This window comes from Priestia sp. MDV22-iso46, assembly GCF_058629175.1.
On record NZ_JBZVWT010000001.1, the window covers coordinates 139,763 to 166,491 of the forward strand.

At 38.2% G+C, this 26,729-nt stretch carries 31 protein-coding genes; 23 read left to right on the plus strand and 8 right to left on the minus strand.

The window, feature by feature from the left end; all coding sequences use genetic code 11:
• Positions 1–2: 2 nt before the first annotated feature.
• On the minus strand, positions 3–404 hold the full coding sequence (locus AC4NPH_RS00735) for a hypothetical protein (RefSeq protein WP_013057510.1): 402 nt from the start codon (positions 402–404) through the stop codon (positions 3–5).
• Between the two features lie 129 nt (positions 405–533).
• Between AC4NPH_RS00735 and AC4NPH_RS00740 the strand changes: the two genes are divergently transcribed.
• Both AC4NPH_RS00740 and AC4NPH_RS00745 read left to right on the plus strand, forming a co-directional pair.
• Entirely contained in the window at positions 534–1,766 is a 1,233-nt protein-coding gene (locus AC4NPH_RS00740) for an MFS transporter (protein WP_013057509.1), read from the plus strand.
• On the plus strand, positions 1,763–2,215 hold the full coding sequence (locus tag AC4NPH_RS00745; RefSeq protein WP_308334225.1) for a GNAT family N-acetyltransferase: 453 nt from the start codon (positions 1,763–1,765) through the stop codon (positions 2,213–2,215). The genes AC4NPH_RS00740 and AC4NPH_RS00745 overlap by 4 nt, the downstream gene beginning before the upstream one ends.
• Positions 2,216–2,324: 109 nt before the next feature.
• On the opposite strand, the gene AC4NPH_RS00750 is transcribed toward AC4NPH_RS00745, so the two are convergent.
• A complete protein-coding gene (locus AC4NPH_RS00750; protein ID WP_053487388.1) occupies positions 2,325–3,236 on the minus strand; it encodes a DMT family transporter in 912 nt (303 codons plus the stop codon).
• A 167-nt stretch (positions 3,237–3,403) separates the two neighbouring features.
• A complete protein-coding gene (locus AC4NPH_RS00755) occupies positions 3,404–3,550 on the minus strand; it encodes a hypothetical protein (protein ID WP_013057506.1) in 147 nt (48 codons plus the stop codon).
• Between the two features lie 220 nt (positions 3,551–3,770).
• On the opposite strand from AC4NPH_RS00755, the gene AC4NPH_RS00760 reads away from it, so the two are divergent.
• Together AC4NPH_RS00760 and AC4NPH_RS00765 are read left to right on the plus strand one after the other, a co-directional pair.
• On the plus strand, positions 3,771–4,661 hold the full coding sequence (locus tag AC4NPH_RS00760) for a LysR family transcriptional regulator (protein ID WP_053487387.1): 891 nt from the start codon (positions 3,771–3,773) through the stop codon (positions 4,659–4,661).
• Positions 4,662–4,745: 84 nt separating this feature from the next.
• Complete coding sequence (locus AC4NPH_RS00765; protein WP_098315030.1) at positions 4,746–5,918, plus strand: iron-containing alcohol dehydrogenase; 1,173 nt, start codon at positions 4,746–4,748, stop codon at positions 5,916–5,918.
• A gap of 37 nt (positions 5,919–5,955) precedes the next feature.
• Here AC4NPH_RS00765 and AC4NPH_RS00770 read toward each other — a convergent pair whose 3' ends face one another.
• Positions 5,956–6,288 (minus strand): hypothetical protein, encoded by a 333-nt coding sequence (locus AC4NPH_RS00770; RefSeq protein ID WP_013057503.1) that lies wholly within the window; start codon positions 6,286–6,288, stop codon positions 5,956–5,958.
• Between the two features lie 197 nt (positions 6,289–6,485).
• Between AC4NPH_RS00770 and AC4NPH_RS00775 the strand changes: the two genes are divergently transcribed.
• The 7 genes from AC4NPH_RS00775 (at position 6,486) to AC4NPH_RS00805 (ending at position 13,015) form a co-directional block, all read left to right on the plus strand.
• On the plus strand, positions 6,486–7,523 hold the full coding sequence (locus tag AC4NPH_RS00775) for an EAL domain-containing protein (RefSeq protein WP_308334224.1): 1,038 nt from the start codon (positions 6,486–6,488) through the stop codon (positions 7,521–7,523).
• Between the two features lie 172 nt (positions 7,524–7,695).
• A complete protein-coding gene (locus AC4NPH_RS00780; protein ID WP_308334223.1) occupies positions 7,696–8,940 on the plus strand; it encodes a YeeE/YedE family protein in 1,245 nt (414 codons plus the stop codon).
• Positions 8,941–9,253: 313 nt separating this feature from the next.
• Positions 9,254–10,357 carry a CapA family protein gene (locus tag AC4NPH_RS00785; protein ID WP_057273382.1) on the plus strand — a complete coding sequence of 368 codons (1,104 nt, stop codon included), beginning with the start codon at positions 9,254–9,256 and terminating at the stop codon, positions 10,355–10,357.
• Between the two features lie 92 nt (positions 10,358–10,449).
• Positions 10,450–10,635: a DUF4083 family protein gene (locus tag AC4NPH_RS00790; protein ID WP_279824286.1), complete on the plus strand. Its 186-nt coding sequence runs from the start codon at positions 10,450–10,452 to the stop codon at positions 10,633–10,635.
• A gap of 100 nt (positions 10,636–10,735) precedes the next feature.
• On the plus strand, positions 10,736–10,969 hold the full coding sequence (gene brfA, locus AC4NPH_RS00795) for a ribosome rescue factor BrfA (RefSeq protein WP_279824289.1): 234 nt from the start codon (positions 10,736–10,738) through the stop codon (positions 10,967–10,969).
• Positions 10,970–11,072: 103 nt separating this feature from the next.
• Positions 11,073–11,558 (plus strand): GNAT family N-acetyltransferase, encoded by a 486-nt coding sequence (locus AC4NPH_RS00800; protein WP_308334222.1) that lies wholly within the window; start codon positions 11,073–11,075, stop codon positions 11,556–11,558.
• A gap of 125 nt (positions 11,559–11,683) precedes the next feature.
• Positions 11,684–13,015: a TIGR00366 family protein gene (locus AC4NPH_RS00805; RefSeq protein WP_013057496.1), complete on the plus strand. Its 1,332-nt coding sequence runs from the start codon at positions 11,684–11,686 to the stop codon at positions 13,013–13,015.
• A gap of 69 nt (positions 13,016–13,084) precedes the next feature.
• On the opposite strand, the gene AC4NPH_RS00810 is transcribed toward AC4NPH_RS00805, so the two are convergent.
• Positions 13,085–13,924 (minus strand): SDR family oxidoreductase, encoded by an 840-nt coding sequence (locus tag AC4NPH_RS00810; RefSeq protein ID WP_098196633.1) that lies wholly within the window; start codon positions 13,922–13,924, stop codon positions 13,085–13,087.
• Positions 13,925–14,154: 230 nt separating this feature from the next.
• Between AC4NPH_RS00810 and AC4NPH_RS00815 the strand changes: the two genes are divergently transcribed.
• From AC4NPH_RS00815 to AC4NPH_RS00825, 3 genes are all read left to right on the plus strand, one after another.
• Positions 14,155–15,117 (plus strand): carbohydrate ABC transporter permease, encoded by a 963-nt coding sequence (locus tag AC4NPH_RS00815; protein ID WP_013057494.1) that lies wholly within the window; start codon positions 14,155–14,157, stop codon positions 15,115–15,117.
• Complete coding sequence (locus AC4NPH_RS00820) at positions 15,117–15,944, plus strand: carbohydrate ABC transporter permease (protein WP_013057493.1); 828 nt, start codon at positions 15,117–15,119, stop codon at positions 15,942–15,944. The genes AC4NPH_RS00815 and AC4NPH_RS00820 overlap by 1 nt, the downstream gene beginning before the upstream one ends.
• 70 nt (positions 15,945–16,014) lie before the next feature.
• Entirely contained in the window at positions 16,015–17,298 is a 1,284-nt protein-coding gene (locus AC4NPH_RS00825) for an ABC transporter substrate-binding protein (RefSeq protein WP_013057492.1), read from the plus strand.
• Positions 17,299–17,422: 124 nt separating this feature from the next.
• On the opposite strand, the gene AC4NPH_RS00830 is transcribed toward AC4NPH_RS00825, so the two are convergent.
• The gene (locus tag AC4NPH_RS00830; RefSeq protein WP_013057491.1) at positions 17,423–17,746 is read right to left on the minus strand and encodes a YnfA family protein; all 324 of its coding nucleotides are present in this window, start codon (positions 17,744–17,746) and stop codon (positions 17,423–17,425) included.
• A 312-nt stretch (positions 17,747–18,058) separates the two neighbouring features.
• Here AC4NPH_RS00830 and AC4NPH_RS00835 point away from each other — a divergent pair, with 312 nt between their 5' ends.
• Positions 18,059–19,045 carry an MBL fold metallo-hydrolase gene (locus AC4NPH_RS00835; protein WP_098315026.1) on the plus strand — a complete coding sequence of 329 codons (987 nt, stop codon included), beginning with the start codon at positions 18,059–18,061 and terminating at the stop codon, positions 19,043–19,045.
• 42 nt (positions 19,046–19,087) lie between these two features.
• Here the strand turns inward: AC4NPH_RS00835 and htpX are convergent, their stop codons facing one another.
• Positions 19,088–19,960: a protease HtpX gene (htpX, locus tag AC4NPH_RS00840; RefSeq protein ID WP_057273378.1), complete on the minus strand. Its 873-nt coding sequence runs from the start codon at positions 19,958–19,960 to the stop codon at positions 19,088–19,090.
• Between the two features lie 250 nt (positions 19,961–20,210).
• Here htpX and AC4NPH_RS00845 point away from each other — a divergent pair, with 250 nt between their 5' ends.
• Positions 20,211–20,549, plus strand: coding sequence for a PadR family transcriptional regulator (locus AC4NPH_RS00845; protein WP_013057488.1), 339 nt, complete (start codon positions 20,211–20,213; stop codon positions 20,547–20,549).
• Positions 20,539–21,216, plus strand: coding sequence for a DUF1129 family protein (locus AC4NPH_RS00850; RefSeq protein ID WP_098196630.1), 678 nt, complete (start codon positions 20,539–20,541; stop codon positions 21,214–21,216). Before AC4NPH_RS00845 ends, AC4NPH_RS00850 begins: the two co-directional genes overlap by 11 nt.
• A 182-nt stretch (positions 21,217–21,398) precedes the next feature.
• On the opposite strand, the gene plsY is transcribed toward AC4NPH_RS00850, so the two are convergent.
• Positions 21,399–21,986 (minus strand): glycerol-3-phosphate 1-O-acyltransferase PlsY, encoded by a 588-nt coding sequence (gene plsY / locus AC4NPH_RS00855; protein WP_029322369.1) that lies wholly within the window; start codon positions 21,984–21,986, stop codon positions 21,399–21,401.
• Positions 21,987–22,595: 609 nt separating this feature from the next.
• Between plsY and AC4NPH_RS00860 the strand changes: the two genes are divergently transcribed.
• The 6 genes from AC4NPH_RS00860 to deoR all read left to right on the plus strand — a co-directional run bounded on the left by AC4NPH_RS00860 (position 22,596) and on the right by deoR (position 26,728).
• Positions 22,596–22,784: a hypothetical protein gene (locus tag AC4NPH_RS00860; RefSeq protein WP_016764545.1), complete on the plus strand. Its 189-nt coding sequence runs from the start codon at positions 22,596–22,598 to the stop codon at positions 22,782–22,784.
• Between the two features lie 305 nt (positions 22,785–23,089).
• Positions 23,090–23,401: a hypothetical protein gene (locus tag AC4NPH_RS00865; protein WP_098315025.1), complete on the plus strand. Its 312-nt coding sequence runs from the start codon at positions 23,090–23,092 to the stop codon at positions 23,399–23,401.
• Between the two features lie 129 nt (positions 23,402–23,530).
• Positions 23,531–24,271 (plus strand): glycoside hydrolase family 25 protein, encoded by a 741-nt coding sequence (locus AC4NPH_RS00870; RefSeq protein WP_081252146.1) that lies wholly within the window; start codon positions 23,531–23,533, stop codon positions 24,269–24,271.
• Positions 24,272–24,305: 34 nt separating this feature from the next.
• Positions 24,306–24,632: a nucleoside triphosphate pyrophosphohydrolase gene (locus AC4NPH_RS00875; RefSeq protein WP_098315024.1), complete on the plus strand. Its 327-nt coding sequence runs from the start codon at positions 24,306–24,308 to the stop codon at positions 24,630–24,632.
• A gap of 38 nt (positions 24,633–24,670) precedes the next feature.
• Positions 24,671–25,645: an HNH endonuclease domain-containing protein gene (locus AC4NPH_RS00880; RefSeq protein WP_176532998.1), complete on the plus strand. Its 975-nt coding sequence runs from the start codon at positions 24,671–24,673 to the stop codon at positions 25,643–25,645.
• A 138-nt stretch (positions 25,646–25,783) separates the two neighbouring features.
• Positions 25,784–26,728 (plus strand): DNA-binding transcriptional repressor DeoR, encoded by a 945-nt coding sequence (gene deoR / locus AC4NPH_RS00885; RefSeq protein WP_026106623.1) that lies wholly within the window; start codon positions 25,784–25,786, stop codon positions 26,726–26,728.
• Position 26,729 lies beyond the last annotated feature (1 nt).

Genomic DNA, 26,729 nt, shown 5'->3' on the forward strand with positions numbered 1-26,729 from the left:
TATTACACAAATCTTTCGCTCTCTTTTTGATTACTGCTTTTCCAGCGAAGCTGAAAAGAGCCTTTATGCTCGGAGCCTACAAAATTAATACGATATCTCCTCGTTTTTTCAGGTGTTAAATAAAGAGAGTTATTAGTCATTTCGAAAAATCGTGTCTGTTTTGGATCTTCTACGTACAGGGACAGGTCTCCGCTTTTGGTGTTTTTAGATAGCGTAAAAGCGTAGGTTACGCCTTTTTTGAGTTTAATGCTCCGGGAGTAGCGGCCCGTAAAGCTGTCGTATTCTCCAAAGAAAACCTCACTTCGTTCCTTTTTTATTTTGCCTCCTACAATTTGATTTTCCTGACCGTTAAAGTTAATAAGGAAAAAAGCGATAAGAACAATAAGAAAACTATATTTAAACATAAAAACCTCCATCTACTAAATTATAGATAGTTTTGGATTTCGTCAAATAGTGTTATAGTTTAAAAGGGAAAAATTAACAAAAATGAATTATCTTTTTGCATGTTACGTCTAACAGAAAGGAGAAAAGAATTGACTCAGCGTTTTTATCTTTTAGCAGCAAGTCAAGTAACCGCAAATGTAGGTTTTGTTCTTTATACAATGGCCGTCACTTCCTATATAAAGGAAAACACCGGTTCAACAGCTCTTGCGTCGATGATTACGATGACGAGCTTACTTGCTCGGCTCCTTAGCGGCCTTAGCGTACCTTTACTAGCCGATACGTATAAATCCATTCACATTATGCGGTCTGTTCAAGTGATGCAGATAGGGATGCTTGTTGGATTGTATGTGCTACTCACACAAGGATTTACAGTCACAGTACTAACGATGTGTTTTATCATTGTTGGAATCATTTCTTTTTTTAACGGCTTTTTTTCCATTTTTAAAACTTCAGTTGTACGCAGCTTAGTAAATGATAGTCAAAGAATGCAGGCGAATAGCTTGCTTTCAACAATTGATCAAACTTTTCTGTTTGCAGGGTGGTCGCTTGGTGGTTTCATTTTGTCCTTAACGGGATCCACTCAGTCTCTATTTATAACGGCAGGTCTTCTATCGCTCTCATTTGTTTGCTTACTGTTTATAAAAGAAGCCTGTATATACAAACAAATACAAAAGCGAAGAACGGCAAAACTAATGGAAGGATGGCGCTTTTTATGGATACATAAACGCATCAGAGCCCTCGTTATAATGGACATCATCGAGTCGCTTTTTGGAACCATTTGGATTGGAGCTATTACTCTTTCTTTTGTAAAAGAAGTGCTTGGAAAAGGAGAAGCATGGTGGGGATATATAAACGGTGCGTATTATTTCGGAAGCATAGTCGGAGGAATTATTGTGTACCGAATGTCTTCTAGGGTAAAAGGAAGACTTTTGCTTTCTATGTTCTTAGGCTCACTCAGTTATGCTGTTTTAACCGGTTTTTACGGTCTAGTAACAAACCCGTATCTAGCTTTAGTACTTTTGATAATGATGGGTCCTGCCTATCAGCTTCGAGACGTAGCTCAGGAAACCATTTATCAAAATACCTGCAGCAATGGTATGCTTCCTAAAGTAATAGCGGCAAAATCAACTCTTGTCCAGGCTGTGTTTATACTTTCCATCGCATTTGTCGGGACAGTAGCCGATCTGTTTGGGGTAAGGTTTGTATATCTATTTTCAAGCTTCATTTTGCTGATGACAGCTCTAACAGGCATGGCAGCATTAATGTATAACAAGCATTCTATCGAAACAAAATCACCTGCTGAACGGAGAGGTAATATATGAAGATCATCAAGCTAACGTACCTTGCGAAGCGTGATATAAAAGAGATGCTAACGGAAAGCCAGGAGGAAGGCTTTTTCTTTTTTACAAAACTAGTAGCGGAGTATAAAAACAGGCAAAACGTATTTAACAAAACAGGCGAAAGGTTGTGGGGAGTTTACGGTGAACAAAACAAATTAATTGGCGTAGCCGGCCTTAATCAAAATTCTTACAGCCAGTATGCTAACGCTGGAAGAGTAAGGAGGTTTTATGTTTCAGCTCAATTTCGCAGAAAGGGTATAGGCAAGCGACTTTTAAAAGAAGTCATTCACTATGCGGAGAATTCTTACGACAGCCTCGTTCTCTATGCAGATACGGACGAAGCGAAGTTATTTTATGAACGAAACGGTTTTAAACGCGTATACAATCAGCATAAAATCACTCATGAATATAAACTGAAAAATGTTCATTAATCAAACTATTGGATGTTTAATTCAATTAGGGCATTAAAATAGTATACCAATAACGCTCAGAAAAAATCTGAGCGTTATTAGCATGCATCAGTCGAACCCGTTACTCTTTTTAGTTTGCTTTTTTAAGTTTAAGAGCTGTTTTAGCAGCAGGGCTTTTTTTAACAATATACAAACCGCTAAAAATAATAAGTCCTCCAAGCAGCTGCATAGCATTGATGGTCTCTCCAATAGCTACAGCAGCAAAAACAACGGCGAACAAAGGAATAACATACATGTAAACCATTACTTTTGTAGAGCCAATTTTTCCAATTCCTACATACCACATCACCAGTCCGTACACCGTCACGAACAAAACAGAGTATGCCAGAGAGCTCCAGCTGCCTATATCTGTTGGCCAGATAAGTGTTTGATAGGTGAAAAGACAGTAGACAGTAAGCGGAATAGCTCCGATTAAAGCAGACCACGCAGTCACGCGCAAAGCAGAATATTTTACGACTAAAGGTTTTGCTAAAATCGGATACCAGCCCCAAGAAATGGCTGCCACAATCCCCATGATGTTTCCGAACCATGCAAGCTGCGACAGTGCATGACTAGAGTGACCAAACAGCAGTACAAACGCAGCCCCGAAAAAAGCAAGCACAGAGCCTAGCTGTGTTTTTAACGAAAAAGCTTCATGCTTATATAATATAGCTAAGATTCCTGTGAAAATAGGAGACATCGAAATAAGTAAAGAAGCATTTGTAGCTGTTGTATACTTAACAGATACCATAAACAGCGTTTGATAGAGCGTAACGCCTACTATGCTGACCGCTATTAAACGTCCCCAGTCTTTTTTTTCGATACGAATGCCTCGCTCTATTATTCCTGTAATAAGTAAAAGAATAGGAGCAACCATTATAAAACGCAGTGCGCTAAATTGAATGGAAGACATATGAGCAACTCCAAATTTTCCGATTGTATAATTGGCTCCCCAAATTAACGCAACGGATAATAATATCCATTCCAGCCAGCCTTTTTTCATGTAATCACCTCGAATAAGTATAGAAACTAAATAAGTGCGAATATCCTTAGTTACAAAGTATACAGGAAGAAATTATGTAAAAGGCCAGCCAATTTAGCTATTTTTATCTCATCCACTTGTTTTTAATACAAACAAAAAAGCAGCTGCATTAGCTGCGTTCATGACTGTTATCCACATTGTTCTATCTCATCTAATCGCACAAGTTCGACTTTAAAAGCATGATCAATCGGTCGGATTTCACAGTATCCTGAATCATATACGTGAATCAGTACAAAGCGTTTTCCTTTATATAATACTTCTTTGTAGGCTGTCACGAGATACACCCTTTCTTTTCATAGGTTTGTTTTTCATTCTATGAACAAAAAACGGCGTAATTGCCTAATATAAAAAGAATTTTTAAGGTGGATAAAATTGCTTGGCAAAACGAGTTCGCTTATACTGTACTGTGATTCTATTTGCGTATAAGTTCTAATTACTAGAACAGCTTTAGCATATGGACAACGAAACAAAACAGCAGTACATAAGGAGCAGCATATGGATATTAACTATTTATATACATTCAAAGAAGTAGCGAAGTGGGGGAGCTATACACGAACGGGCGAGGAGTTAGGGTATGCTCAGTCAAGCGTTACCACTCATATAAAAAAATTAGAGGATCATTACGGTCAAAAACTATTTGAACGAACTGGACAAAAAATGAAGCTGACTCAGCCTGGTGAAGAATTGCTTTATTATGTGAATCAAGTAACCGAGTTATTAAATGAAGCAAAAGAGCGCCTTACTACGAACGAAGATGCTAGAGGAACCGTTTCAATAGGAACCGTGGAGTCGCTGGCCGCCTATTTTATTACACCGTATATTCGTGAATTAAAAAAGCAGCACCCTTCTCTAAAGATTATGCTAGAAGCGGGTTTATGTCCAAATTTAACACAAGGAATTATTGACGGAAAGTATGATGTAGCCGTTTTGCTTGATCGTCTTCAAACATCTTCAAGTTTAGAAGTGATTCCTATTCGAAAAGAAAACATGGTTATGATTGCTTCGTCTTCTCATTCTTTTAGTAAAAGAACCAGCGTTCTAATGGAAGAGTTTGAGGGAGAGACCATTATTTTAACTGAGAGCGGCTGCCCTTATCGCACGCTTTTAGAAGAGATGATGCGCAGCAGCGGTATTCATATGCAATCGGTCATCTCGTTTAGCAGTCTTGAAGCGATTAAACAGTGCGTAGCGGATAATTTAGGTATTGCTCTTGTACCGGAAATAGCGGTAAAACAAGAGATGGAAAGCGGAAAATTGATTAAAATCCCGTTTGACCACGAAGAGTTTTATCTTTATTCACAGCTCATATTCAAAAAGAAAAAGTGGCTGACGGCACCCATTCAACAATTTATTTCACTTGTTCAAGAAGGTTATCAAAAATATTGATAATAGATATAGAGAATCTTCAATAATGATGAAGTTGTTTTCGTGCTACACTTTTTATAAAACATGAAACTAGAGGTGTAGAACATGAATATATTTTTGCAGCACAATCCTACAAAATTATACTTTGGAGAAAATCAAATTACGAAGCTATCGCAAGAGCTTGCTTCTTATCATAAACAAGTAAACGTTCTGTTAGTATATGGAGGAGGAAGTATCAAACGAAATGGCGTATACGACGAAGTGAAAGCTGAACTTCAGTCTATTAACGCGGTTGTTCACGAGCTGTCTGGTGTAGAACCTAATCCTCGTTTGACTACGGTAGCTAAAGGCGTTGACATATGTAAAAAAGAAAACATTGGTTTTCTCTTAGCCGTTGGGGGAGGAAGTGTAATCGATTGTACAAAAGCTATTGCAGCTGGAGCCGTGTATGAAGGAAATACATGGGATTTAATTACACGTAAAAAAGAGATTACAGATGCGCTTCCTTTTGGAACGGTATTAACACTTGCAGCAACAGGATCTGAAATGAATTCAACTTCTGTTATTACAAATTGGGAAACAAAAGAAAAGCTAGGTTGGACGTCTTCTCACGTATTTCCCGTCTTTTCTATCTTAGATCCGGCGTACACATTTTCAGTGCCGCGCGATCAAACCGTCTATGGAATTGTTGACAGTATGTCGCATGCGCTTGAACACTATTTTCATCGCACGGAAAATACGCCGATGATCGACGGCTTTATTGAATCTTTACTAAGAACGGCTGTACAAGAAGGTCCTAAGCTTCTTAAAGACCTGACTTCTTATAAGTATCGTGAAACGATGATGTATATCAGCACGACGGCGTTTAACGGAAGCTTAGCAAACGGAACGGACGGGGGAGACTGGGCTACTCATCGTATTGAACATGCTCTGTCGGCCGTATATGATATTCCCCACGGAGGCGGTCTTGCTATCTTGTTCCCTAACTGGCTGGAGCACGTTTTAAAAGAAGATCCTTCTCGTGTAAAACAATTGGCTGTAAACGTATTTGGCATTGATCCAGCGGGAAAAAGCGATGAAGAAACAGCAATGGAAGGAGCAAAAGCGCTTCGCACTTTCTGGAATGACTTAGGAGCCCCGAACAGCTTGCGTGACTATGGTATTGATGATTCTGAATTTGATGCGATTGTTGAAAAGACCTTTGTAAAACCAGGTGTTGGAACTTATAAAGAGCTTGATTATGCGAGCGTTCGAGATATTCTAGAAAGATCCAAATAAAAAAGACGAGCTGCCTGCTCGTCTTTTTTATATGTACTCAATAATCCATTAGAAAATAAAGAAAAAGAAAAAAGCACAGCACGATGCATCCTGCTCCTACCGTTATTTCGGAAAATCCTTGAATAAACGTACTTTTAGGACTGCCTCCTTCATTTTGCAACTGAAATACACGTTTTCTTTTGCGCTCATGTACGATTACCAACGAACCAAAAGCAACCGATAATAAGGTAAAGAGCGGCACCGCGATTAAAAACAGCTTAATAGAATACGTCCAGTACGATATGTACAGCATATAATACATTGCGCCAGTACTCAGGGCAAAGAATGTTAAAGAAAATACAAACCACTTAGTAAAAGGGTTTTTGCTCATGAATTGTTCACTTCCTTATATCAAGTTCTTCTATGATCTAGATAATAAAAGCCGTCTACCATTTTACCAAAACTTTTTAGTACGTTCTATTTTAAAGGGAAAATAGGGTTTGTAAATTTCTTAAAAGTGGTATAGTTCCTAGAACTATCCATGTGTACATACAACAAACTGATGATAAATGAGGGAGAAGATGAACTATGGGGTGCGACGCGTGTCTGCCAATTAGGACAGGATATACGGTTTCTTTTCAGAAATCAAACGATGTAAAGAAGTTGGAAAAATACTTTAAAGATATTTCTCAAAATCAATGGAAGACTCTTGGAGAAGATATGTTCTGGATGAAGGAACATATCTTTTGGGGTTTTACGGATTATGTTCATCAGCATTTAGACCCTCGGCACGTGTGGGCTGTAGAAGCCAAGCAGCGGAGCCCGTTTGAAAACCTGCGGCGTATGGAGCCAATCACCGTTTTTCAAAAAATGAAAGATGCCTTGTGGATTGATGAGCTCATTGAAGACAAGCGAATTTGCTCATATTATCAGCCGATTGTATCGATTGATCACGAACGCGTGCATATCGTTGGCCACGAAATTTTATCAAGAGGATTAGAAGAAGATGGAAGTATTATACCGCCTTTTAAAATGTTTGAAGCTGCTCAAATAAGAAATAAAACCTTCGCTCTTGACCGAGCCTGCCGCTTAGAAGCTGTAAAAAATGCTAGTATTATTGATCGTCAGCTGATTTTTATTAACTTTATTCCTACAGCAATATATAATCCTGAGCATTGCTTGGCATCTACATTTACGTTAATCCAAGAATTGAATATAAAACCCGAGCAAATAGTGTTTGAAGTGATTGAAACGGAGGATGTTCAAGATATTAAGCATTTAAAAAACATTTTGAATTATTATCGCTCCCACGGATTTAAATATGCTTTAGATGACGTAGGAGTTGGTTATAACACGCTGAATCGGCTTTTAGAAGTGGAGCCTGACATCGTGAAATTGGCATTTGAATTCACAAACGGAGTCAGTAAGAATGAGAAACAGAAAAAAGTGGCCCAAGAGATGTTAACTATCACCCATAGAATGGGGGCGAAGGCTCTTGCAGAAGGGGTAGAAACAGAAGAAGATTTAAAATGCCTGATAGAGATGGGCTATGATTTGTTTCAAGGGTATTATTTTGCAAAGCCTCATCCTGAACCGTTAAAAGAGATTCATTCTATTTACGTTTAGTAACAAAAAGCAGAAGAAGAGCAACTTCTGCTTTTTGTATGAATGAAAGTAAGAATACTCAAAAAATAAACAATTCACTTTCATTTTGCTAAATAGTTTACAGAGAAAGGGAAGTGCTATAAGATGATAAATATTAATTCTTAGTATTTCTATCAGAAAAGGAGTGGATGATTTGGCACAAACGTTGCACTCATCATATAAATCGAAGTCAACCACTGTTGTAACAGAATTAAGCCCTATGCAAAAGCCATTATTTGCAGGAGGGGTTATAGCAGCAGTTATTTTGCTTCTTGCGATTGTGCTCACGACTAACTGGACGCAAGGTGTGTTATTTATTATTGGCCTAGCGTTAGGGATGACGCTTCTGTACGCACGCTTTGGCTTTACATCAGCATTTCGCCGACTGGTATCTGTCGGAAATGTTCAAGGTTTACAGGCGCATATGCTTATGCTAGCGATTGCTTCAACGCTGTTTGCTATCATTTTAAGTACAGGCTTTAGCTTTACAGGCGTAACGCCAAAAGGATATGTTTCACCTGTAGGAGTCAGCGTGATAGTTGGTTCGTTTATGTTTGGAATTGGCATGCAGCTAGGAAATGGATGTGCCTCAGGAACGCTGTATTCGTTAGGCGGCGGCTCTTCTTCCATGATTTTAACGCTTTTATCCTTTATTGTAGGTTCTATGTTCGGGGCGTATCATTTGCCATTTTGGCAAAAACAACCTTCGCTTCCCCCTATTTCATTAGCTGAATCGACAGGCCTTGGTTATTTTGGTGCTTGGATTGTACAGCTTATCGCGTTCGCAGCGATTTACTGGATTACGATTCAAATTGCGAAAAAGAAAAATCCGCCTATGATGAAGCAGCTTCCTACGACAAAAGGGTGGAAAAAGATCATTCGCGGCTCTTGGCCTCTATTTACTGCGGCGATTGTGCTGGCTGTATTAAATGCATTGACGCTGGCTGTAAGAGGAAATCCTTGGGGCATTACTTCTGCCTTTGCTTTATGGGGCGGAAAAGCGATGATGGCAGCTGGAACAGATGTATCAAGCTGGGGATTTTTCCAAGGTGCAAATGGAGAAGCGCTAACGCAAAGTGTATTAGCGGACTCTACTAGCGTGTTAAACTTTGGGATCATCCTAGGAGCTTTCATTTCAGCGACGGCGCAAGGAACGTTCAAACCAGGGAAAATTAAGCCCGGCGTCGCAGGAGCAGCTGTTGTTGGCGGCCTTTTAATGGGGTATGGTGCGCGTCTTGCTTTTGGCTGTAACATCGGCGCTTACTTTGGCGGCATTGCCTCATTTAGTCTTCACGGATGGGTATGGATGGTTATGGCGATGCTTGGCACAGGCGTAGCACTATTTATCCGACCGTTATTTGGACTCAAAAACCCTAAATCTAATGATTCGATTTGTTAAGTGTAGATAAAACCTTCTTTGCATGAGCAAAGGAGGTTTTTATTTTAGGTGATGTTTGGAATCGCTGTGCTATTTTGTGAATCACTTGAAGTTTAGTACAGCTCATCAGTTTTCTCCGCAGCGTTTGCGCTACTTTTCTCTTAGCTAAAATCTCTTGTTCTAACCCAAAAAGAATATAAAAACTTCCTTTTTTTATGAAATTTTCACTTATTTTGCCGATATAACAGGAAGATTGTATGTATTTGGCGAAATGTACATTAAACACCATGTCCAAACACAGTTATTAAAACGTAAAAAGGGGTTTTAACGTTACATGAACAAGTATTTAAAAAAAGCTGTTATTTATGGAAGTTTGTGTTTTTTACTGGGAGCATGCGGAGGAGCAGGAGAACAAACATCTTCTGAACCACAGAAAAAAGAAGAAGCTGTAAAATCTAAAGAAGCGACAAAAAAAGAAAAAAAAGAGGGCATTAATACAACCATTAAAATTAGCGCAGCGGGAGATTTTACTTTAGGAAATGATGAAAGCTTCAGCTATGATTCTACTTTTAATGACGTAGCGGCAAGAAATGGCCTTCCGTATTTTACGCAAAATGTAAAGTCGATTTTTGAACAAGATGATTTAACAACGGTTAACTTAGAAACGACGCTGACAAATGCGACCGAAAAAGCAAGTAAAACATTTCGTTTTAAAGGTGACCCTTCTTTTGTGAATATTTTAAAACAAGGAAGTATTGAAACCGTTAACTTAGCTAATAATCATACACGTGATTATTTACAGCAAGGATATGATGATACAAGAGAGAACTTAAAGAAAAGCGGAATAGGCTATTTTGGCTATGAAGATACATACATCACAACGGTAAAAGGAGTCAAAGTAGGATTGCTTGGATATCCGGGCTGGGATGACACCAAAGAAATAAGAAGTCAGATTAAAGACGGAATTAAGTCTTTAAAAGAAAAAGGCGCTAAAATTATCATTGTGCATTTTCACTGGGGATCTGAGCGACACTATGTTCCTGATACAGCGCAGCAAGCATTGGCGAAATATACAATTGATAACGGAGCAGACTTGATTTTAGGTCATCATCCTCACGTTGTTCAAGGAATTGAAGAGTACAAAAATAAATTTATTGTCTATAGCTTAGGAAACTTTATGTTTGGCGGAAACAAAAATCCAAGTGATAAAGATACATTTGTATTTCAGCAGACGTTTACGATTAAAGATGGAAAGCTAACGACTAATAAAGACATCAACGTCATTCCATTCCGTATTTCTTCCACAACGGCGCGAAACGACTACCGACCTACGCCTTTAACAGGAGCGGAAAAGGACCGAGTGAAAAATAAACTGATTGATGTCTCCAATCAAATCAAACAGGAAAAATGGACGGTTTACGATGAAGATAGTAAATGAAGCTCTCAGCATTGAGAGCTTTTTTTTATAAAATAAAGCAAAAATAACCAAAAAAATGATATAATGTAAAAAAATAGATTAAAGGTGGAATTATGGTTAATATAGGTGATATTATTTTTCAAATTCTTATGCTGCTTATCCTGATAGGAATAGCAGGAGTAATAATTGCATTTATTATAGGCTTAAAAAGGTTGACTCAAAAGCAGGGTGCAAATGAAAAAAGGCTTCAGCGCATGGAGCAAAAGTTAGATGATATGCTGAAAAACAAAGAGTCTTGACTATACAGAAGCACTGTCAATCCATCAGTGCTTCTGCACTTGACATTTTATAAAAAAGCAGTAAGATATGTATACATCATTCATATAGGGAGGAAGTTACATGGCAAAGTCAAAAGCAAAAAAAATGCGTGATAAAATGACGCGTGAAGGAAAGCGAAATCCAGAATTAAACCGCAGCCTGTTTGTATTTGCAGACATGGACACGCGCAAAACCAAAACAAAGAAGGAAAAACTTCAGCACCAGCATACAAAACATAAAAAACGATTATCAGACGGAGCGTACAGTACCGTAGATGATCGTTTTTTTATTGCGTGTCATACATCTGCAAAATGAAAAAAGAGCTTTTTGACTATCCATCTTCACTTTGCCCAAACATTTTTACTGTAAACTTTCACAAAAAAACCTTATGATAGGAAAAGAAGGGGATGAACTAAGAATGCTTACGATTGAAAAAGTACCTAAAAACCAAGCGGGCGTTTTGCAAAATTTGTATTCTCTTTATCTCCACGATTTATCTGCGTATACACCTTCTTTAGATATTCGCGAAAATGGAGCTTTCCATTTTGAAGAGCTGCCTCTGTTTTGGAAAGTAGAAGGCCTCTCGCCATACTTTATTAAAGTAGATGATAAGCTGACGGGCTTTTTTTTACTTCTTGAACAGCCCGCACTTCAGCAAGAAGCAGATTACTGCATCAATGATTTTTTTATCTTAAACAAATACCGAGGGCAGGGCATCGCTTCCAAAACGGTAAAAGACATTTTCTCTCATCGAAAAGGAACATATATGATTATTGAGCTTGCAGGCAATAAGCGGGCTATTTCATTTTGGAAACATATTTATAAAAGCTTACATATTTCCTTTCAAGAAAAGAAAATTGAACTTGACGGAGAGCCAACTCTTATTCAAACATTTAGTGTGTAAAACCCTTCTGAAAAACGGAAGGGTTTTTATTAAACTAAATATTAACAATTTTCAACAAATTATGTATAATTAAAGATGCTTGTCGACATTTATTCACAGGAGTATTCCTGTAAAGGAGGAGTAAAATGAAAGCGTTATCTAATTTCTTTACGGCGCTTGTGCAGCGTTTTTTACCTGATCCGTTTGTGTTTGCTTTAATCCTGACGCTGATTTTATTTGTATCAGGTATTGTTTTTACTCCTCACGGGCCGATTGAAATGGTTCAGTTTTGGGGAAGTGGATTTTGGAACCTTTTGGCATTTGCGATGCAAATGAGTTTAGTGCTTGTCACGGGACATGCGCTTGCCAGCTCGCCGCTTGTAAAGAAGTGGCTTGTGAACATAGCACTGTTAGCCAAAACTCCGGCGCAAGGGGTAATTCTTGTCACGCTTGGCGCAGCTATGGCCTGTATGATTAACTGGGGGTTTGGCTTAATTGTAGGTGCGCTGTTTGCGAAAGAAGTAGCGAAACGCGTGCCGGGATCTGATTACCGGTTTTTAATTGCCTGTGCCTACATAGGGTTTTTAACATGGCACGGAGGCTTGTCAGGTTCGATTCCTCTTGTCGCTGCTACACCTGGAAACCCAATGGAAAAAACGGCTGGACTTATTCCGCTGTCAGACACGATTTTTACAGGCTACAACTTATTTATTACCCTCGCATTATTAATTGTCCTTCCTATTATGACAAGACTGATGATGCCGACGGGAAAAGAAGTGGTAGAAATTGATCCAAGACTGTTGGCAGAAGATGAAATGGCTCCGGCTACAGTTGTTGAGACAACTTCTTCTAAGCCAACATTTGCTGTACGTATGGAGAACAGCAGGTTTTTAAGTCTGACGATTGCGCTGCTTGGGTATTCATATTTAATTTATTATTTTGCTACAAACGGCTTTAAAATGGATATTAACACAGTGAATTTATTATTTTTCACGACGGGTATTTTGCTTCACCGCACGCCTTTATCCTATATGAATGCCGTTTCTAATGCTGCGAAAGGAACCGCTGGGATTGTGATTCAGTTTCCATTCTACGCAGGTATTCAAGGCATGATGGAGCTATCAGGCTTAGGCGGGAAGCTAACGAACGCATTTATCTCGATTTCAAATGAAACGACATTTCCGTTTCTTGCGTTTTTAAGTTCTGGCGTTGTGAACTTTTTTGTTCCGTCAGGAGGAGGACACTGGGTTGTACAAGGACCTTTTATTATGCCGGCAGCTGAACAGCTCGGCGTAGATCCGGGAGTCGCTGCGATGGCCATTGCCTACGGAGAAGCATGGATGAATATGGCACAGCCGTTTTGGGCACTGCCTGCACTAGCTATCGCAGGGCTCGGAGCACGCGATATAATGGGCTACTGCGTGACGACCTTAATTGTATCAGGCTTTATTTTTGCTATAGGACTAACGTTTTTCTAATACGAAAAGGTCAGCTGAAAAGCTGACCTTTTTTCATTATTTTCTTCTTTCCAAGCGTATCTATCTACTTTATAAGCCAACTTCGCGGGCACTCCAGTCCCAAAATTCTTCTGCGAGCCGCTCATCTTTTGCTCTTGAAGAAGGGGGAGTCACGCGTTTTTTATAAAAATAAGCGCCGCTAATATGCGTTACTTCAGGGCTGTCTGCTAAATAAATAGCTGTTTCGGCCCCTTGAAGAGGTGTTAAAAAGAAAGGGCGAAGCACGGCGTGAACGCTTTTTCCGAAACCCGTTTGACGGTTAACGCCGATAGCGGTAGAAACGGCTCCGGGGTGAAGGCAATTTACGGTTACCGAAGTGTCTTTTAACTTTTTACTTAAATGGATCGTAAATAAGTTATTCGCTAATTTAGACTGAGAGTATCCTCGCCATATTCCGAATCCTGTTGTTAAGTGAGGGTTGTTGAAGTCTATTTTTCCAGCTTTATGAGCACCGGACCCAACGTTTATAATGCGTCCTTGCTGAGATTTTTTCAGCGGATCTAAAAGTAAATTAGTTAACAAAAAGTGACCCAAGTGATTGACACCAAGCATCATTTCAAATCTGTCTTGGGTTGTTTCACGCTTGATTGTCACCACGCCCGCGTTATTAATCAGCACATCAAGCACGCTGTAACGAGACGTAAAGTCTTCACTGAAAGCTCGGATACTGTCGAGAGAAGCTAAGTCACAGGTCATAAGAGATATGAAATCCGATCCGCTTTGGCGCTTCGCTTCTTCTAAAGCGGCATTTCCTCTTTCTTCATTTCGGCAAACCATAATGACTTCGAATCCTTTTTTGGCTAGTTCAATCGTTGCAGCCAGCCCCATTCCTGAATTGGCACCCGTAATTAACGCTCGTTTTGCTGTCATGAGTATGTCCCTCCCAACTACATCTTTTTTCTAGTGTATAAGATAAGAAGATACGTCGTCCACTTCTAGCTTTTTCTTTTATTTCTTTCATGTTTTAAAAAAGGGCGTAAAATGTGCACAGGAGAGAAAATGTTGCACACAGGTCAATATTTTACACCCTACTCGTCAATTAAAGCGGTTTCATAAATAGCGGATTTCGCTAAAATAAGACATAGGGAGGTGCTAGTAAGATGAATAGCCAAAGTAAATTACAGGAGACAGAATATGTTCCTTTAGAGCAAGAACTTAAAAGAGAACCATCGATTAATACGAAAAAACGTAAAAATTTGAAAAATGTAGGTTTATTTGCACTATTTGTAGGGCCCGCACTTTTAGCGTTTTGTGTGATTGTACTTATACCATTTTTTACAGGGATTTATTACTCATTTACAGACTGGAACGGAGTAAATGGTACGATTAACTGGGTGGGACTTGATAACTTTAAGTACTTGTTCACCGAAGATAAGCAGTTTCAGCAATCGTTTTGGATCACAACAAAATATACGGTCGTTGCGATTATCTTAACGAATGTGGTTGGATTCGTGTTAGCAATCCTTGTTACTCAAATGTTAAAAACACGAAACATTTTACGTACGGTTTTCTTTATGCCGAATTTAATTGGCGGACTTTTACTAGGATTTGTATGGCAGTTCATTTTCGTAAAAGGATTTGCATCTATCGGACAAATTACGGGAATCTCGCTTTTTGAACTTCCTTGGTTGGGAGACGCAAAAACAGCATTTTGGGGCATCGTGATTGTAAGTGTATGGCAAGGAGCAGGTTATATCATGCTTATTTACACAGCAGCACTGCAAAACGTACCGCAAGAGCTGATTGAAGCAGCAAAAATTGACGGAGCAAGCAGATGGCAAATTCTTCGTCATATTACAATTCCAATGGTAGCGCCGGCAGTAACGGTTTGTTTATTCTTAACGATTTCATGGTCATTCAAAGTATTTGATGTCAACTTATCATTAACAAACGGTGGTCCATTCAAATCAACAGAAATGTTAGCGCTTAACATTTATACAGAAGCATTTGTTAATAACAGATACGGTCTAGGTGAAGCAAAAGCCTTAATTTTCTTCATCGTCGTAGCAGCGATTACGATTATTCAAGTAACATACACGAAGAAGAAGGAGGTTGAATCGTAATGGGAAACAAATATACGAGCAAAACCTTTATTGTTGAAATTTTAGCGGTCCTGCTTGGACTTGTGTTCTTGGTTCCCTTTTATTATGTGCTTTCAAACTCGTTAAAATCATTTGCAGAAATTTTATCAAACACATCGGCCCTGCCGACAACGATTCAGTTTCAAAACTTTGTTAATGCATTCAACCAAATGAATTACTTAAAAGTGCTTAGCAACTCGCTGATCATTACAGTCATCAGTAACGCAGTTCTAGTAATCTTCTGTTCAATGGCAGCTTACATGCTGGTTCGAACAAAGAAAAAAATCAGCAGCATTATCTTTATGGCATTCGTAGCGGCAATGGTTATTCCGTTTCAATCTATCATGATTCCGCTTGTAAAAGTAGCAGGAAACTTAAATCTGTTAAACAGCATTTGGGGTATCGTGATTATGTATTTAGGCTTTGGTTCTGGTATGACGATTTTCTTATACCACGGATTTATTAAAGGAATTCCAGTCGAGCTAGAAGAAGCGGCAATCATCGACGGATGCTCACGTCTAGGCGTATTTTGGAGAATTGTATTCCCATTATTAAAGCCAATTACAGTAACCGTTGTCATCTTAAACAGCCTATGGATTTGGAATGACTTCTTACTTCCGTCTCTTGTTCTGCAAGATCCTGAACTAAGAACGATTCCGCTTGCGACATTCTTCTTCTTTGGTCAGTATACAAAGCAGTGGGATTTAGCACTAGCAGCACTTGTAATCAGTATTATCCCGCTATTAATCTTCTTCTTTGCAATGCAAAAACACATTGTTAAAGGAATTACAAGCGGTTCAATTAAATAATAGAAACGGCAACAGGGCTGGTTTTGAGGATGAGGCATCAAAACCAGCAGCAAATAGGGAGGAACAGAAAATGGCATTCAAAATGAAAAAATGGCCTTTAGCGGCAGGTGTTTTATCGGCTACGCTTTTATTTTCAACCGCATGTTCAAACGAAAGCGCATCTGGTAATAAAAAAAGCGGCGGAGATCAAGTAGTAGTAGATGTATTTCAAGGAAAAGTAGAAATTGCAGATCAGCTAAAAGCTCTAACTGATCAGTATACAAAAGAACATCCAAACGTAAAGTTCAATATCCAAACGGTCGGTGGAGGAGCTGACGGTGCAGCAGCTTTAAAAGCGCAGTTTGCTTCGGGTAATGCACCTGACCTTTTCACAAACGGCGGATATCAAGAGGCAAAAACGTGGAAAAATAAATTAGAAGATTTATCGGATCAGCCTTGGATTGATGACGCGTACGAAAACACACTTACACCAATGACGATGGATGGTAAAGTATATGGACAGCCGATCAGTCTTGAAGGCTATGGATTTACATATAACAAAAAACTGTTCAAAAAAGCAGGAATTAAAGAACTTCCGAAAACGTATTCAGAATTAGAAGCAGCCGCTAAAAAGCTAAAAGCTGCCGGCATTACGCCATTTTCTATCGGCTACGGCGAGTGGTGGGTGCTTGGAAACCACGGCTTAAATATTCCATTTGCCAGTCAAAAAGATCCGGATGCATTTATTAAAGGATTAAATGACGGCAGTACGAAAATCGCAGGAAACGAGCAGTTCAAACAATATGTAAAGCTGCTTGATTTAACAGTGAAATACGGAAACAAAAATCCGTTAACGACGGACTACAACACGCAAGTAACGAAATTTGCGAACGGTGAAGCGGCTATGATTCAGCAAGGAAACTGGATTCAGCCAATGCTTGACAAAATTACGCCGAACATGGATGTAGGGATTCTGCCTATGCCGTTAAGCGACGATGCGGCTGTATCTGACAAGCTTGCAATTGATGTTCCAAGCAACTGGGTTATTCACAAACAAGCACCGGCAGCAGATAAAAAAGCAGCAAAAGACTTCTTAAACTGGATGGTCACATCTAAAGAAGGCCAAAAAGCGTTAGTAGAAGACTTTAAGTACATTCCAGCCTTTAAGTCAATCGAAGCAAAAGACATCGGACCTTTAGGCGAAGAACTTCTTAAATATTCTAAGGATCAAAAAACGATTCCTTGGGAATGGACAAAGTTCCCTGAAGGCGTAACGCAAAAATTCGGAGCGGATGTACAAGAATACATCGGCGGCCAAACATCTGAAGATGAGCTATTAAAATCATTAGATAAAAGATGGGCTGAATTGAAGTAATAGAAAAGACAACCTTGGGGTTGTCTTTTTTTGTGGGTACACAAACCAGAAACATAGCTGTATTTATCTAAAAAAATAAAAGGCGGCAGAATTTATGTGTTCTGTCGCCTTTCTGCGTTATCACTTAACTTCTTGGCCAAAGCATAACGGCTACGCCAATTAGACACACAAACCCGCCAATCCAATCATATGTATCGGGCATTTTTTTATCAACCCACCACGCCCAAAACAGGCTTAAAACAATAAAGATGCCTCCGTAAGCTGCATATACACGTCCAAAGTCCGGAAACGACTGCCACGTAGCAATGACGCCGTACAGCACCAAAGCAATACCGCCCAGCAGCCCTAACCAGCTTGATGCTCCTTCGCGCAGCCACTGCCAAATCAAATAGCCTCCGCCAATTTCAGCGAGACCCGCTAGGATAAAAAGAAAAATCGCTTTAATCATAAACTATGCTCCTTATATCATCATTTCGTCTCTTTATTCTATCTTACTTTTTTCGTTTGATGGACCATTTGTTCGTTTTAAATAAGTGTACTGGAAAGCATTCCTTTATCAATTTGTCTTCAAACCTGCTAAACTATTAGTAGTATGAATTCATTATAAAACGTTTGTAAGAGTACAAAGAGTCATCCAATTATTGATGCTCAGCGCACTTTTACAAAAGGTAGAAGTTAGTAGTAAAGGGACTATTTAAAAGAATAAAACGTTTAACAGTATAAAGCAGTAAAAAGAATGCAGATATAGGGGTTTGGTAAAATGAGTTTAGATCATAAAGTGATACGCATTGAGCTGCCTACGCCATTTCCAATTGGACCAGTGAATGTGTTTTTATTAAGAGCAGACAAGTTAACGTTAATTGATGCAGGGATGAAAACCAAAGAAGCGTGGAATGTTTTTGAAGAGGCGCTTCGTAAAGAAGGATATAAAGTAACAGATATTGAACAAGTTATTCTTACTCATCAGCATCCGGATCACACTGGATTTTTAGAATGGCTGCCGAGTGATATACCGGTTTACGGTCATAAGCTTGTGGAGCCTTGGATTTACCAAGATGAAGAGTTTGTTCAGCAGCATAATGAGCTATACCGTAATTTTCTTATGGAGTTTGGAGTCAGTGATGATGTAATGGATACATGGCTTCGTAAAGCAACGGCTGCAATTCAAGTATATTCACCTAAAGGGCAGAAGCTAGCAGGGTATTTGAAAGAAGGAGATACACTTCCGTATGCGAGTGAGTGGGAAGTAATTGAAACGCCGGGACATTCCTTAAGTCAGCTGATGTTTTACAATCGCAAAGAAAAAGTCGCGTTTGGCGGAGATCATATTTTGCCAAAAGTACCGTCAAACCCATATTTAGAGCCAACCATTCAAAATCCTAAGCCAAAGCCGCTATTGGACTACTTGGCGTCTCTTGAAAAAACGTTGAACTACGACATTGATTTGATTTACAGCGGTCACGGTGAACCGCTTAGCGACATTCATTCTTTAATTATGGAACGGATTCAAAAGCAGCATAAATGGGCGCTGCGCGTGTTACAAGCGATGGGGGAAGGAAAGAAAACAACGCTTGAAGTCAGCGCTGCTTTTTTCCCGGATATGTATCAAAAAGCACCCGACTTTATTTTCTCAGAAGTGTACGGCCAGCTTACGTATTTAGAGAAAGAAGGATACGTTGAATTAACAAAAAATGAAGAAGGCGTCTTGCTGTGGGAAACTACACGTGTGCTTGCTCCTCAGTCATAACATAAAAAAACCAGCTTCTTTAAAGAAGCTGGTTTTGTCTGCTTATAGCGAATGCAAGCGCTCAATGCGTTTTTCAAGCGGCGGGTGAGTAGAGAATAAGCGTGAGAACTTTTCTTTGCCGCTAATTTTAAAAGCAGCAATGGATTTTTGACGGTCATCTACTAATGAAGTAGTATGACGAAGCGATTCTAACGCATAAATCATTTTTTCTTTACCACCGAGTTTAGCTGCAAGCTCATCGGCTTTGAATTCACGTCTTCTTGAATGCCAGAAGATAATTGGGCTGCTTAAGATACTAAAGAGAATCTCAAATATAATCGATGTAAGGAAATAAACAACCATCGCAAACTCTTCTCGCACAAAGTTTGACACCGCTTTGGCTACTAAACGAGAGAAGAAAATAACGAATGTATTTAATACTCCTTGCAGAAGCGTAGTTGTGACCATATCACCGCTTTTAATATGCGCTATTTCGTGAGCGATAACGCCGCTGATTGCATCTCGATCCATTCGTTCAAGCATTCCGCTTGAAACGGCAACAAGTGAGCGTCTTTTACTTGGCCCTGTTGCAAAAGCGTTAACTTCCGCTGAATGATAAATTCCGACCTGAGGCATTTTTCTTAGTCCTGCAACAGATGCAAGTCGGTGCGTTTCTTCGAGAACAAATCGTTCATATTCACCTTGAGGGGAACGTTCATCAATAACTTGAACACCCATCATCCACTTTGCCATCACGCGGGACATCATAAGAGAAATAATCGCGCCGCTGAAGCCGGCAATTACGCTAAATGCCAGCAGGCCGCCGTAACCGCTGCTTCCCATATAGCTTTGAACACCTAATAAAGATGTAATCGTTGTGATTGTGATTAATACTAAAATATTAACGAAAATAAACAGTGAAATTCGTTTTAGCACAAGTCTTCCTCCTTTAACTAATACGTGCATGATAGGTATACGGTTGGAGGAGAGAAAAGGTTTCATTTATTTATTCAAAGTTATTAAAAAGATTACTATGTTAAGTGGTTTAATAAAAAAGTAAATAAATGGTTGTGTGTTTACCATAAATAGTTTATTATAAGTGGTATAAAGCTATCTTGTTTTGCAAGATAGTTTTACTTTAAAAATGTATCTTGTATAACAAGATAGTGAAAAGGAAGAAATCAATATGTCTTTGAGAAGTCAATTGTTAAAAGGGATTTTAGAAGGGTGTATCTTATCAATTATTCAAAAAGAAACGGTTTATGGCTATGAGCTATCCCAGAAGCTTCAACAATATGGATTAAATGATGTGAGTGAAGGTTCGATTTACCCCATTTTACTACGTCTTCAAAAGGAGGGATTAATAAAAGGAGAAATGAGAGCGTCGCCTTCGGGTCCTAAACGAAAATACTATCATCTTACGGCATCTGGTGAAAATGCATTATGTGAAATCCAAGAAGAATGGATCAACATTCAAAACCCTGTAGATAAATTGTTGAATAGGAGTTTTTACGATGAACGCTAAGGAATTAATTAAATTAAATAATAAGAAACGAAAAGAGCTGACCAAGGAAAATGAAGAGTACTATGATAATATGCTTGTTTACATTCGAACGAGTGTGTCAGTTTCTGAACAGCAGGCTGAGGAGTTATTAATGGAGCTTTTAGATCACCTTATTGACGCACAAGCGGAAGGGAAGCGTGCTGAAGAGGTGTTTGGAGAGAACTTTAAGACGTACTGTGATGAAATGATTAAACAGTTGCCTAAAGAACCCTTAAAAAGCACTGCTTTTTTTATAAGCTTTTTATTGTTACAGCTAGCAAGTTTAATGGCTATTGTAAACGGGGTAGGAAATATTGCTGTACATTATTTTAGGGATAGCAGTCAGACGGTTTATACCGGAACAGCAATCGTCACTTTTGTTATCGTTGCAGTTATTATTTCTCTTGATGTTTTTCTGCTTTTAAAATGGATACAAAAATCTGTTTACAAAATTAAGAATAAGATTAAGGACTTTTTTCTACTCTTTGTCTTAATTTTTGTTTCTCTTGCAGGGATGGTTTTTTTGCCAAAGCTTATTCCACCTTTTGGGTATGTAATAGAAGTTGGAGGCTTCTTATATTTAGCTGCTGGTGCCGTAACACTCATCGTTTTAAGATGGTTAAATAGTAAATATCAAATTACAAAATGAGATACAAGAAGTAGCGGAATGGATGATTTACTCTATAATTAAAAGAGCTTCATCTAAAAAATTTTATAATTTACGTCTATCTTCGGACGAGACGTATTAAAATAATAAAAAAAGGTGTTCAAATCATGAACACCTTTTTGGCAAAAATATTTAAAGATTAATAGTAAATAACTTTATTACGCTTAAAAATTAACCTTTGGTTCTGTACCTAATTTAATACGTTTGAAGTTTTTAATATGCTTCCATGTAATGAAAACAAAAATAACGGCTGCAAATACCATTAATACTACATCGCCTACATAAATTGATGCTAAAAAGGCAACCAATGCGCCAATAGGTGAAGATAAGGATACGTATTTAGAAATTTTGAGAGAAATTAAAAAAGCAAGAACCCCTAGAATGAAAGCTAATGGTGAAAATGCAAGGAATACACCAGCCGCAGTCGCTACAGATTTTCCTCCTTTAAACTTTGCAAAAACCGGATAGCTATGTCCAAGAATAGCGATAAATCCAGGGACAAGCATATGCAAGTGACTATTCATCATAAGCGGTAAACAGACAGCTAGCGAACCTTTTGCTATATCGCCGATCAATACTATAATACCTGCTTTCTTTCCTAAAGTGCGAAAGGTATTAGTAGCTCCTAAGTTACCGCTCCCGTGCTTGCGAACATCGGTTTTGTAAAATCCTTTTCCAATCACTAAAGCAAAAGGAATTGATCCAATGAAATAAGCTAATAAGATAATTATGGCGTTTGTTAGTACGTTCATTATTGGCACCTCAAATTGTGTTGTTATTATTCATTTTATAGCAAGATATCAAGAGTAAAGTTTATTTTGTTTCTGAACACTTCTATCAGTATGTAATGCTTCCCAGGGAGTAAATTGTGGTTTCTTAAATAGTGGAAGGTAGCTTTTATATGGATAGAGGGTGCTGGCTGTTTCGGTAGAGTATGTGTAAATTCAACTGTATTTTTAGCGGGATAACTTCATGACTTTATGCTAAGATGTTTTTGAATTTTCAAGCCTGCCTACGTATTAGGACGAATCCACATGTCCATTATAAATATGTAAAAAAAGAAAAGAGAGTAGGCGGAAAGGCAAAAATAAAAAACTTGCTACAACACCAGCGAAGTTTTTTGCGCATAAGCCGTTCTGATTTTTTCTACAAAATAAAGAACTTGTAATACAATTTTTAAAATATAACATAAATGTTTAAGGATTAAAAGATATTTTGGGTATATTGTATTAGAAGGAATGTCTTTTAATATTTTTTTATAAAAAATAAGACAAATAAATTAACAAATCAAAAAAAATATAATAGAATGTAAAACAGTGTTTCGAAATATTAACTTCTTAAAGTTGAAAGGGGTTCTGCACTTGTTGTGGACAGATATCAAAGAACGAGAAGTAGTTATGTACAAAAACTGCCAGGCGAAAATTTTAGAAAAAAAAGGGCCGAATAAAATAGTCGTTCGAAATCTAGAATTCCCGGAAAAAGGGGATTGGATATCAGCCGAGCTTGATTTTGAAGCTGTTGAAAAATTTGAGAAGAGTCGAGAACACTAATAATAAAAACATTTTATAATCCTTTTATTTGTTATATAAGAAAAAGCCGAGCTTACATTTTGAGTTCGGCTTTTTTTGTTTATATCTAATTCGCTCTCTTTACGAAGAGCTCCTCGTTATTACATGTAAAACGACGCTTTTCCTCTCATTTATTTTCCACTATTAAACTATTTCTACATAAAAACTTATTTTCGTTTGGGACTATCAGCTTATTTTAGCACGCGTATTTTTGCCACTTTTTTCATATGCAAACGTTCAGAAACAAAACTTTTGTGCATACATTGAAGACAAAGGGGGAGGATACAATGGGAAAAGCAAGTCGTATAGTGAAATGGGTCAGCGGAGGTTTAGAGGCTCTTTGGGGGATTCCCCTCTTAGGCGGCACCTTGGTTATAAGTCTAGCCTACACGCCGCTTATTCTAATGCTCGCATTGCATATTGTAGGTTTAGTATTTGCCATTAAAACAAACAAAGTTCGGACAGGGCATATCATGGGAATTGTCTGTTCTGCTATTGCGTGGATTCCAATTGTCGGCATGATCATGCATATCTTAACGGCTATTTTCTTACTGATAGAAGCAGCCAAAGATAACGAGCTATCTGAAGACGCAGCATAAAAGAAAAGCCGCCTGATCTTTAGGTGGTTTTTTGTATTTACTACCACAGACTTGGAGGCTATATTGTTTTGGAAAATCCTTTATATGTTAGAATATTAGAAGTATTTTCTAAAAAAGGGGGTAAACATAATAGACAAAGTAAATCAAAAAAACAAAAGGCTTTTTACAGCAGGACTCATATTAGTGGCTCTTGTAAGCTTTATATTTTTACTATGGAGTAAAGGATGGGTAATTCCTAATGCGATAAGTGCCAACCGCTATGATGTAAAAGGCGTAGACGTATCTTCTTATCAAGGGGAGATTGATTGGAGTGTGCTGAGTAAACAAGATATTCAGTTTGCTTTTATCAAAGCAACGGAAGGAAGTTCATTTCAAGATCCTTTATTTAAACAAAACTGGGAACAAGCAAATCGGAAAAACATGCGGATCGGAGCTTATCATTTTTTTAGCTACGATAGCAAAGGTTCTACACAAGCGGCTAATTTTATCAAAGCGGTCTCTCTTAAAAATAACGATTTGCCTCCAGTGATTGATGTAGAATTTTACGGAGATAAAAAACAAAACCTTCCGTCTCAGAAACATGTATACAAGGAGCTTTCTAGCATGATTAAACGTCTTGAATCTCATTATGACAAGCGCGTCATTCTTTATACGACGCCTAAAGCGTATGACTTGTATATTAAAAACAGATATCCTGAGTGTGATATTTGGATTCGCGATGTTGTGAAAAAGCCTACTCTTGAAGAACAGAAGAAATGGACGTTTTGGCAGTATACGGACAAAGGGCGGTTAAGCGGCTATAAAGGTAAAGAAACGTTTATTGATTTAAATGTGTTTAACGGAAACAAAGCAGAATTTGAAAAATACTAGTTTACTAGAAAGGTAAGAGATGGAGGAAAAAATAATGCCTGCTTACAACAAGCTAGTGCGAGATAAAATTCCCACGATTATTGAACAAAGCGGAAAAACCTTCAAATCACGCGTGCTCCAGCGAGAGGAATATCAACATGAGCTGACGAAAAAGGCAAAAGAAGAGCTTCAAGAGTACATAGAAGCCCAAACGCATCAAGAGGCTATTGAAGAGCTTGCAGATTTACTGGAAGTTATGCACGCGCTAGCAGCTGTGCACGGGGCCACGCCAGAACAACTTGAGAAAGTGCGTGAGGAGAAGGCGAAGAAGCGCGGGAAGTTTGATGATCGGGTTTATTTAGTGGAAACAGAGGAAGTGTAGTTTGATGGTGCAATAGTGGAGGGGGCGAGCGGTGGCAGGTGAGTTTTAATTTAAAAGTAGGAGAAATAAAAAAAGCTTATTTAACAGAACAAGAAATTTGGAAGATCATTAATCAATTTTTCGCTAATGATCACTTTACCACAACGTATAAATATGGATTAATGAAAGCTTTAATTGAAAAACTATATAACGTTGACAATCGGTTAGTACTCACGTTTGATCAAGTGTATTTTTCATTTGCTAAAATATATTGGAATTTGGTTATTCATCATGATTTAAATCAATTAAATACACACAATAGACAAGCTGGAATTCAAAAAGAGTTAAAGGAATTTCAGTTAATGCATGGTGTCCCCAATAAAGTAGTATTTGATCGTTTACCAAGTAATCTTCAATTGCAGTTAGTAGAAAGAACTAAAAAAGTGGGGGCAAGGTATGTAGTAGGGGCGTTATACGGAGATATGGAAGGTTCTATTTATGAGTTTGATAAAAGAACAGAATACATAAAGTTTAATAGCAGTATGTATATTTTTTTACAAAAATATAGACAAATTGTTACTCATTTAACCAATTATCATTTGGCGAAATTTTTAGAAAAGCATAATGACAAAAATAAGTTAGATGATGTCTTGTTGAAAGTGGAAAATATTTCAAGATGCGAATCGCTGCATGCATTCTATAACATACTTTGGAAATACGAAACAAAAGAATGTTTTTATTGTGGAAAACGTCTTTCTGATAAACGCATCGCTACTCATGTAGATCATTTTATTCCATGGAGTTATATCCAATCAGATAATATGTGGAATTTAGTGTTAAGCTGTCAAAGTTGCAACACAAAAAAGAGCAATAAACTTGCTAAGAGTGTATACCTCGAGAAGATGTTTGTTCGTAACGATAATCTTAAATTAACAGCAGTTCACAATGATTTTAACTATTATTCGGAGCGTAAGTTAGAAGCTCTTTATGAGTATGCCGGAATGAATGGATACGTAGAAAACTGGTCTCCTTAACCCCAAGTATTTGTCTTTTCATCTCAGTTACAAAATCCCCTCTTGAAATTTTGTTCACCAAACAAGTAAACTAAAGACATAAGTTTGGTAAAATAGGGATAAGAAATTCATGAGGTAAGGGAGAACAAATCGATGGAGATGGATCAAGAGAAATTTAATAAAGTGATTGAAGCGGCAAGGATGTATTATATTCTTGATTATAATCAAAGTGAAATTGCAAAAAAGCTTGGTGTATCAAGGCCTACGGTTTCTCGATTGCTGCAGACAGCAAAAGAAGAAGGCATTGTTCAAATTAAAATTGTGGATTCATCTATCAATAGTGAAAAATTGTCTTCTCAGCTTGAACAAAAATTCAATTTAAAAAAAGCAATCGTCACACCAGTGCCTCAATATGAAAATCACATTATTAAAAGTCATCTAGGCGTGGCAGCAGCTGACTATCTCTATGACATCGTAAAAGACGGAGATATTATTGGGGTGACGTGGGGAACAACTCTTTATCAAGTGGCCATCGATTTAAAACAAAAGTATGTGAATGACGTGCAGGTTGTGCAGTTAAAAGGCGGAGTAAGCCATTCGGAAACGAGCACGTATGCTTCTGAAATTATGTACTTATTTGGAAAGGCATACAATACGCCTCCTATGCATCTTCCTCTGCCTGTAATTGTCGATCACGTAGTAGTCAAAAAAGCAATGGAAACGGATCGTCATATTAAGCGCATTTTAGATTTAGGCAAACAAGCCAATATTGCCGTCTTTACTACGGGACCCATTAAAACCGATTCGCTGCTTTTTCAGCTTGGCTACTTTTCCGAACAAGATGTAGAGATGATTTCCTCGCGAGCAGTAGGAGACATTTGTTCACGCTTTTTTGATAAAGATGGACAAATTTGCAATGAAAGCCTGGATGAACGGACGCTTGGACTTGATTTGGAAGAACTAAAGAAGAAAGAGTACGCCATTTTAGTAGCCGGCGGCGATCAGAAAATTGACAGTATTTACGGAGCGCTGCAAGGGAAATTTGCAAATGTGCTCGTTACTGATCAGTTTACGGCGCGCTTTTTGTTAGATAAACAAGAGTAAG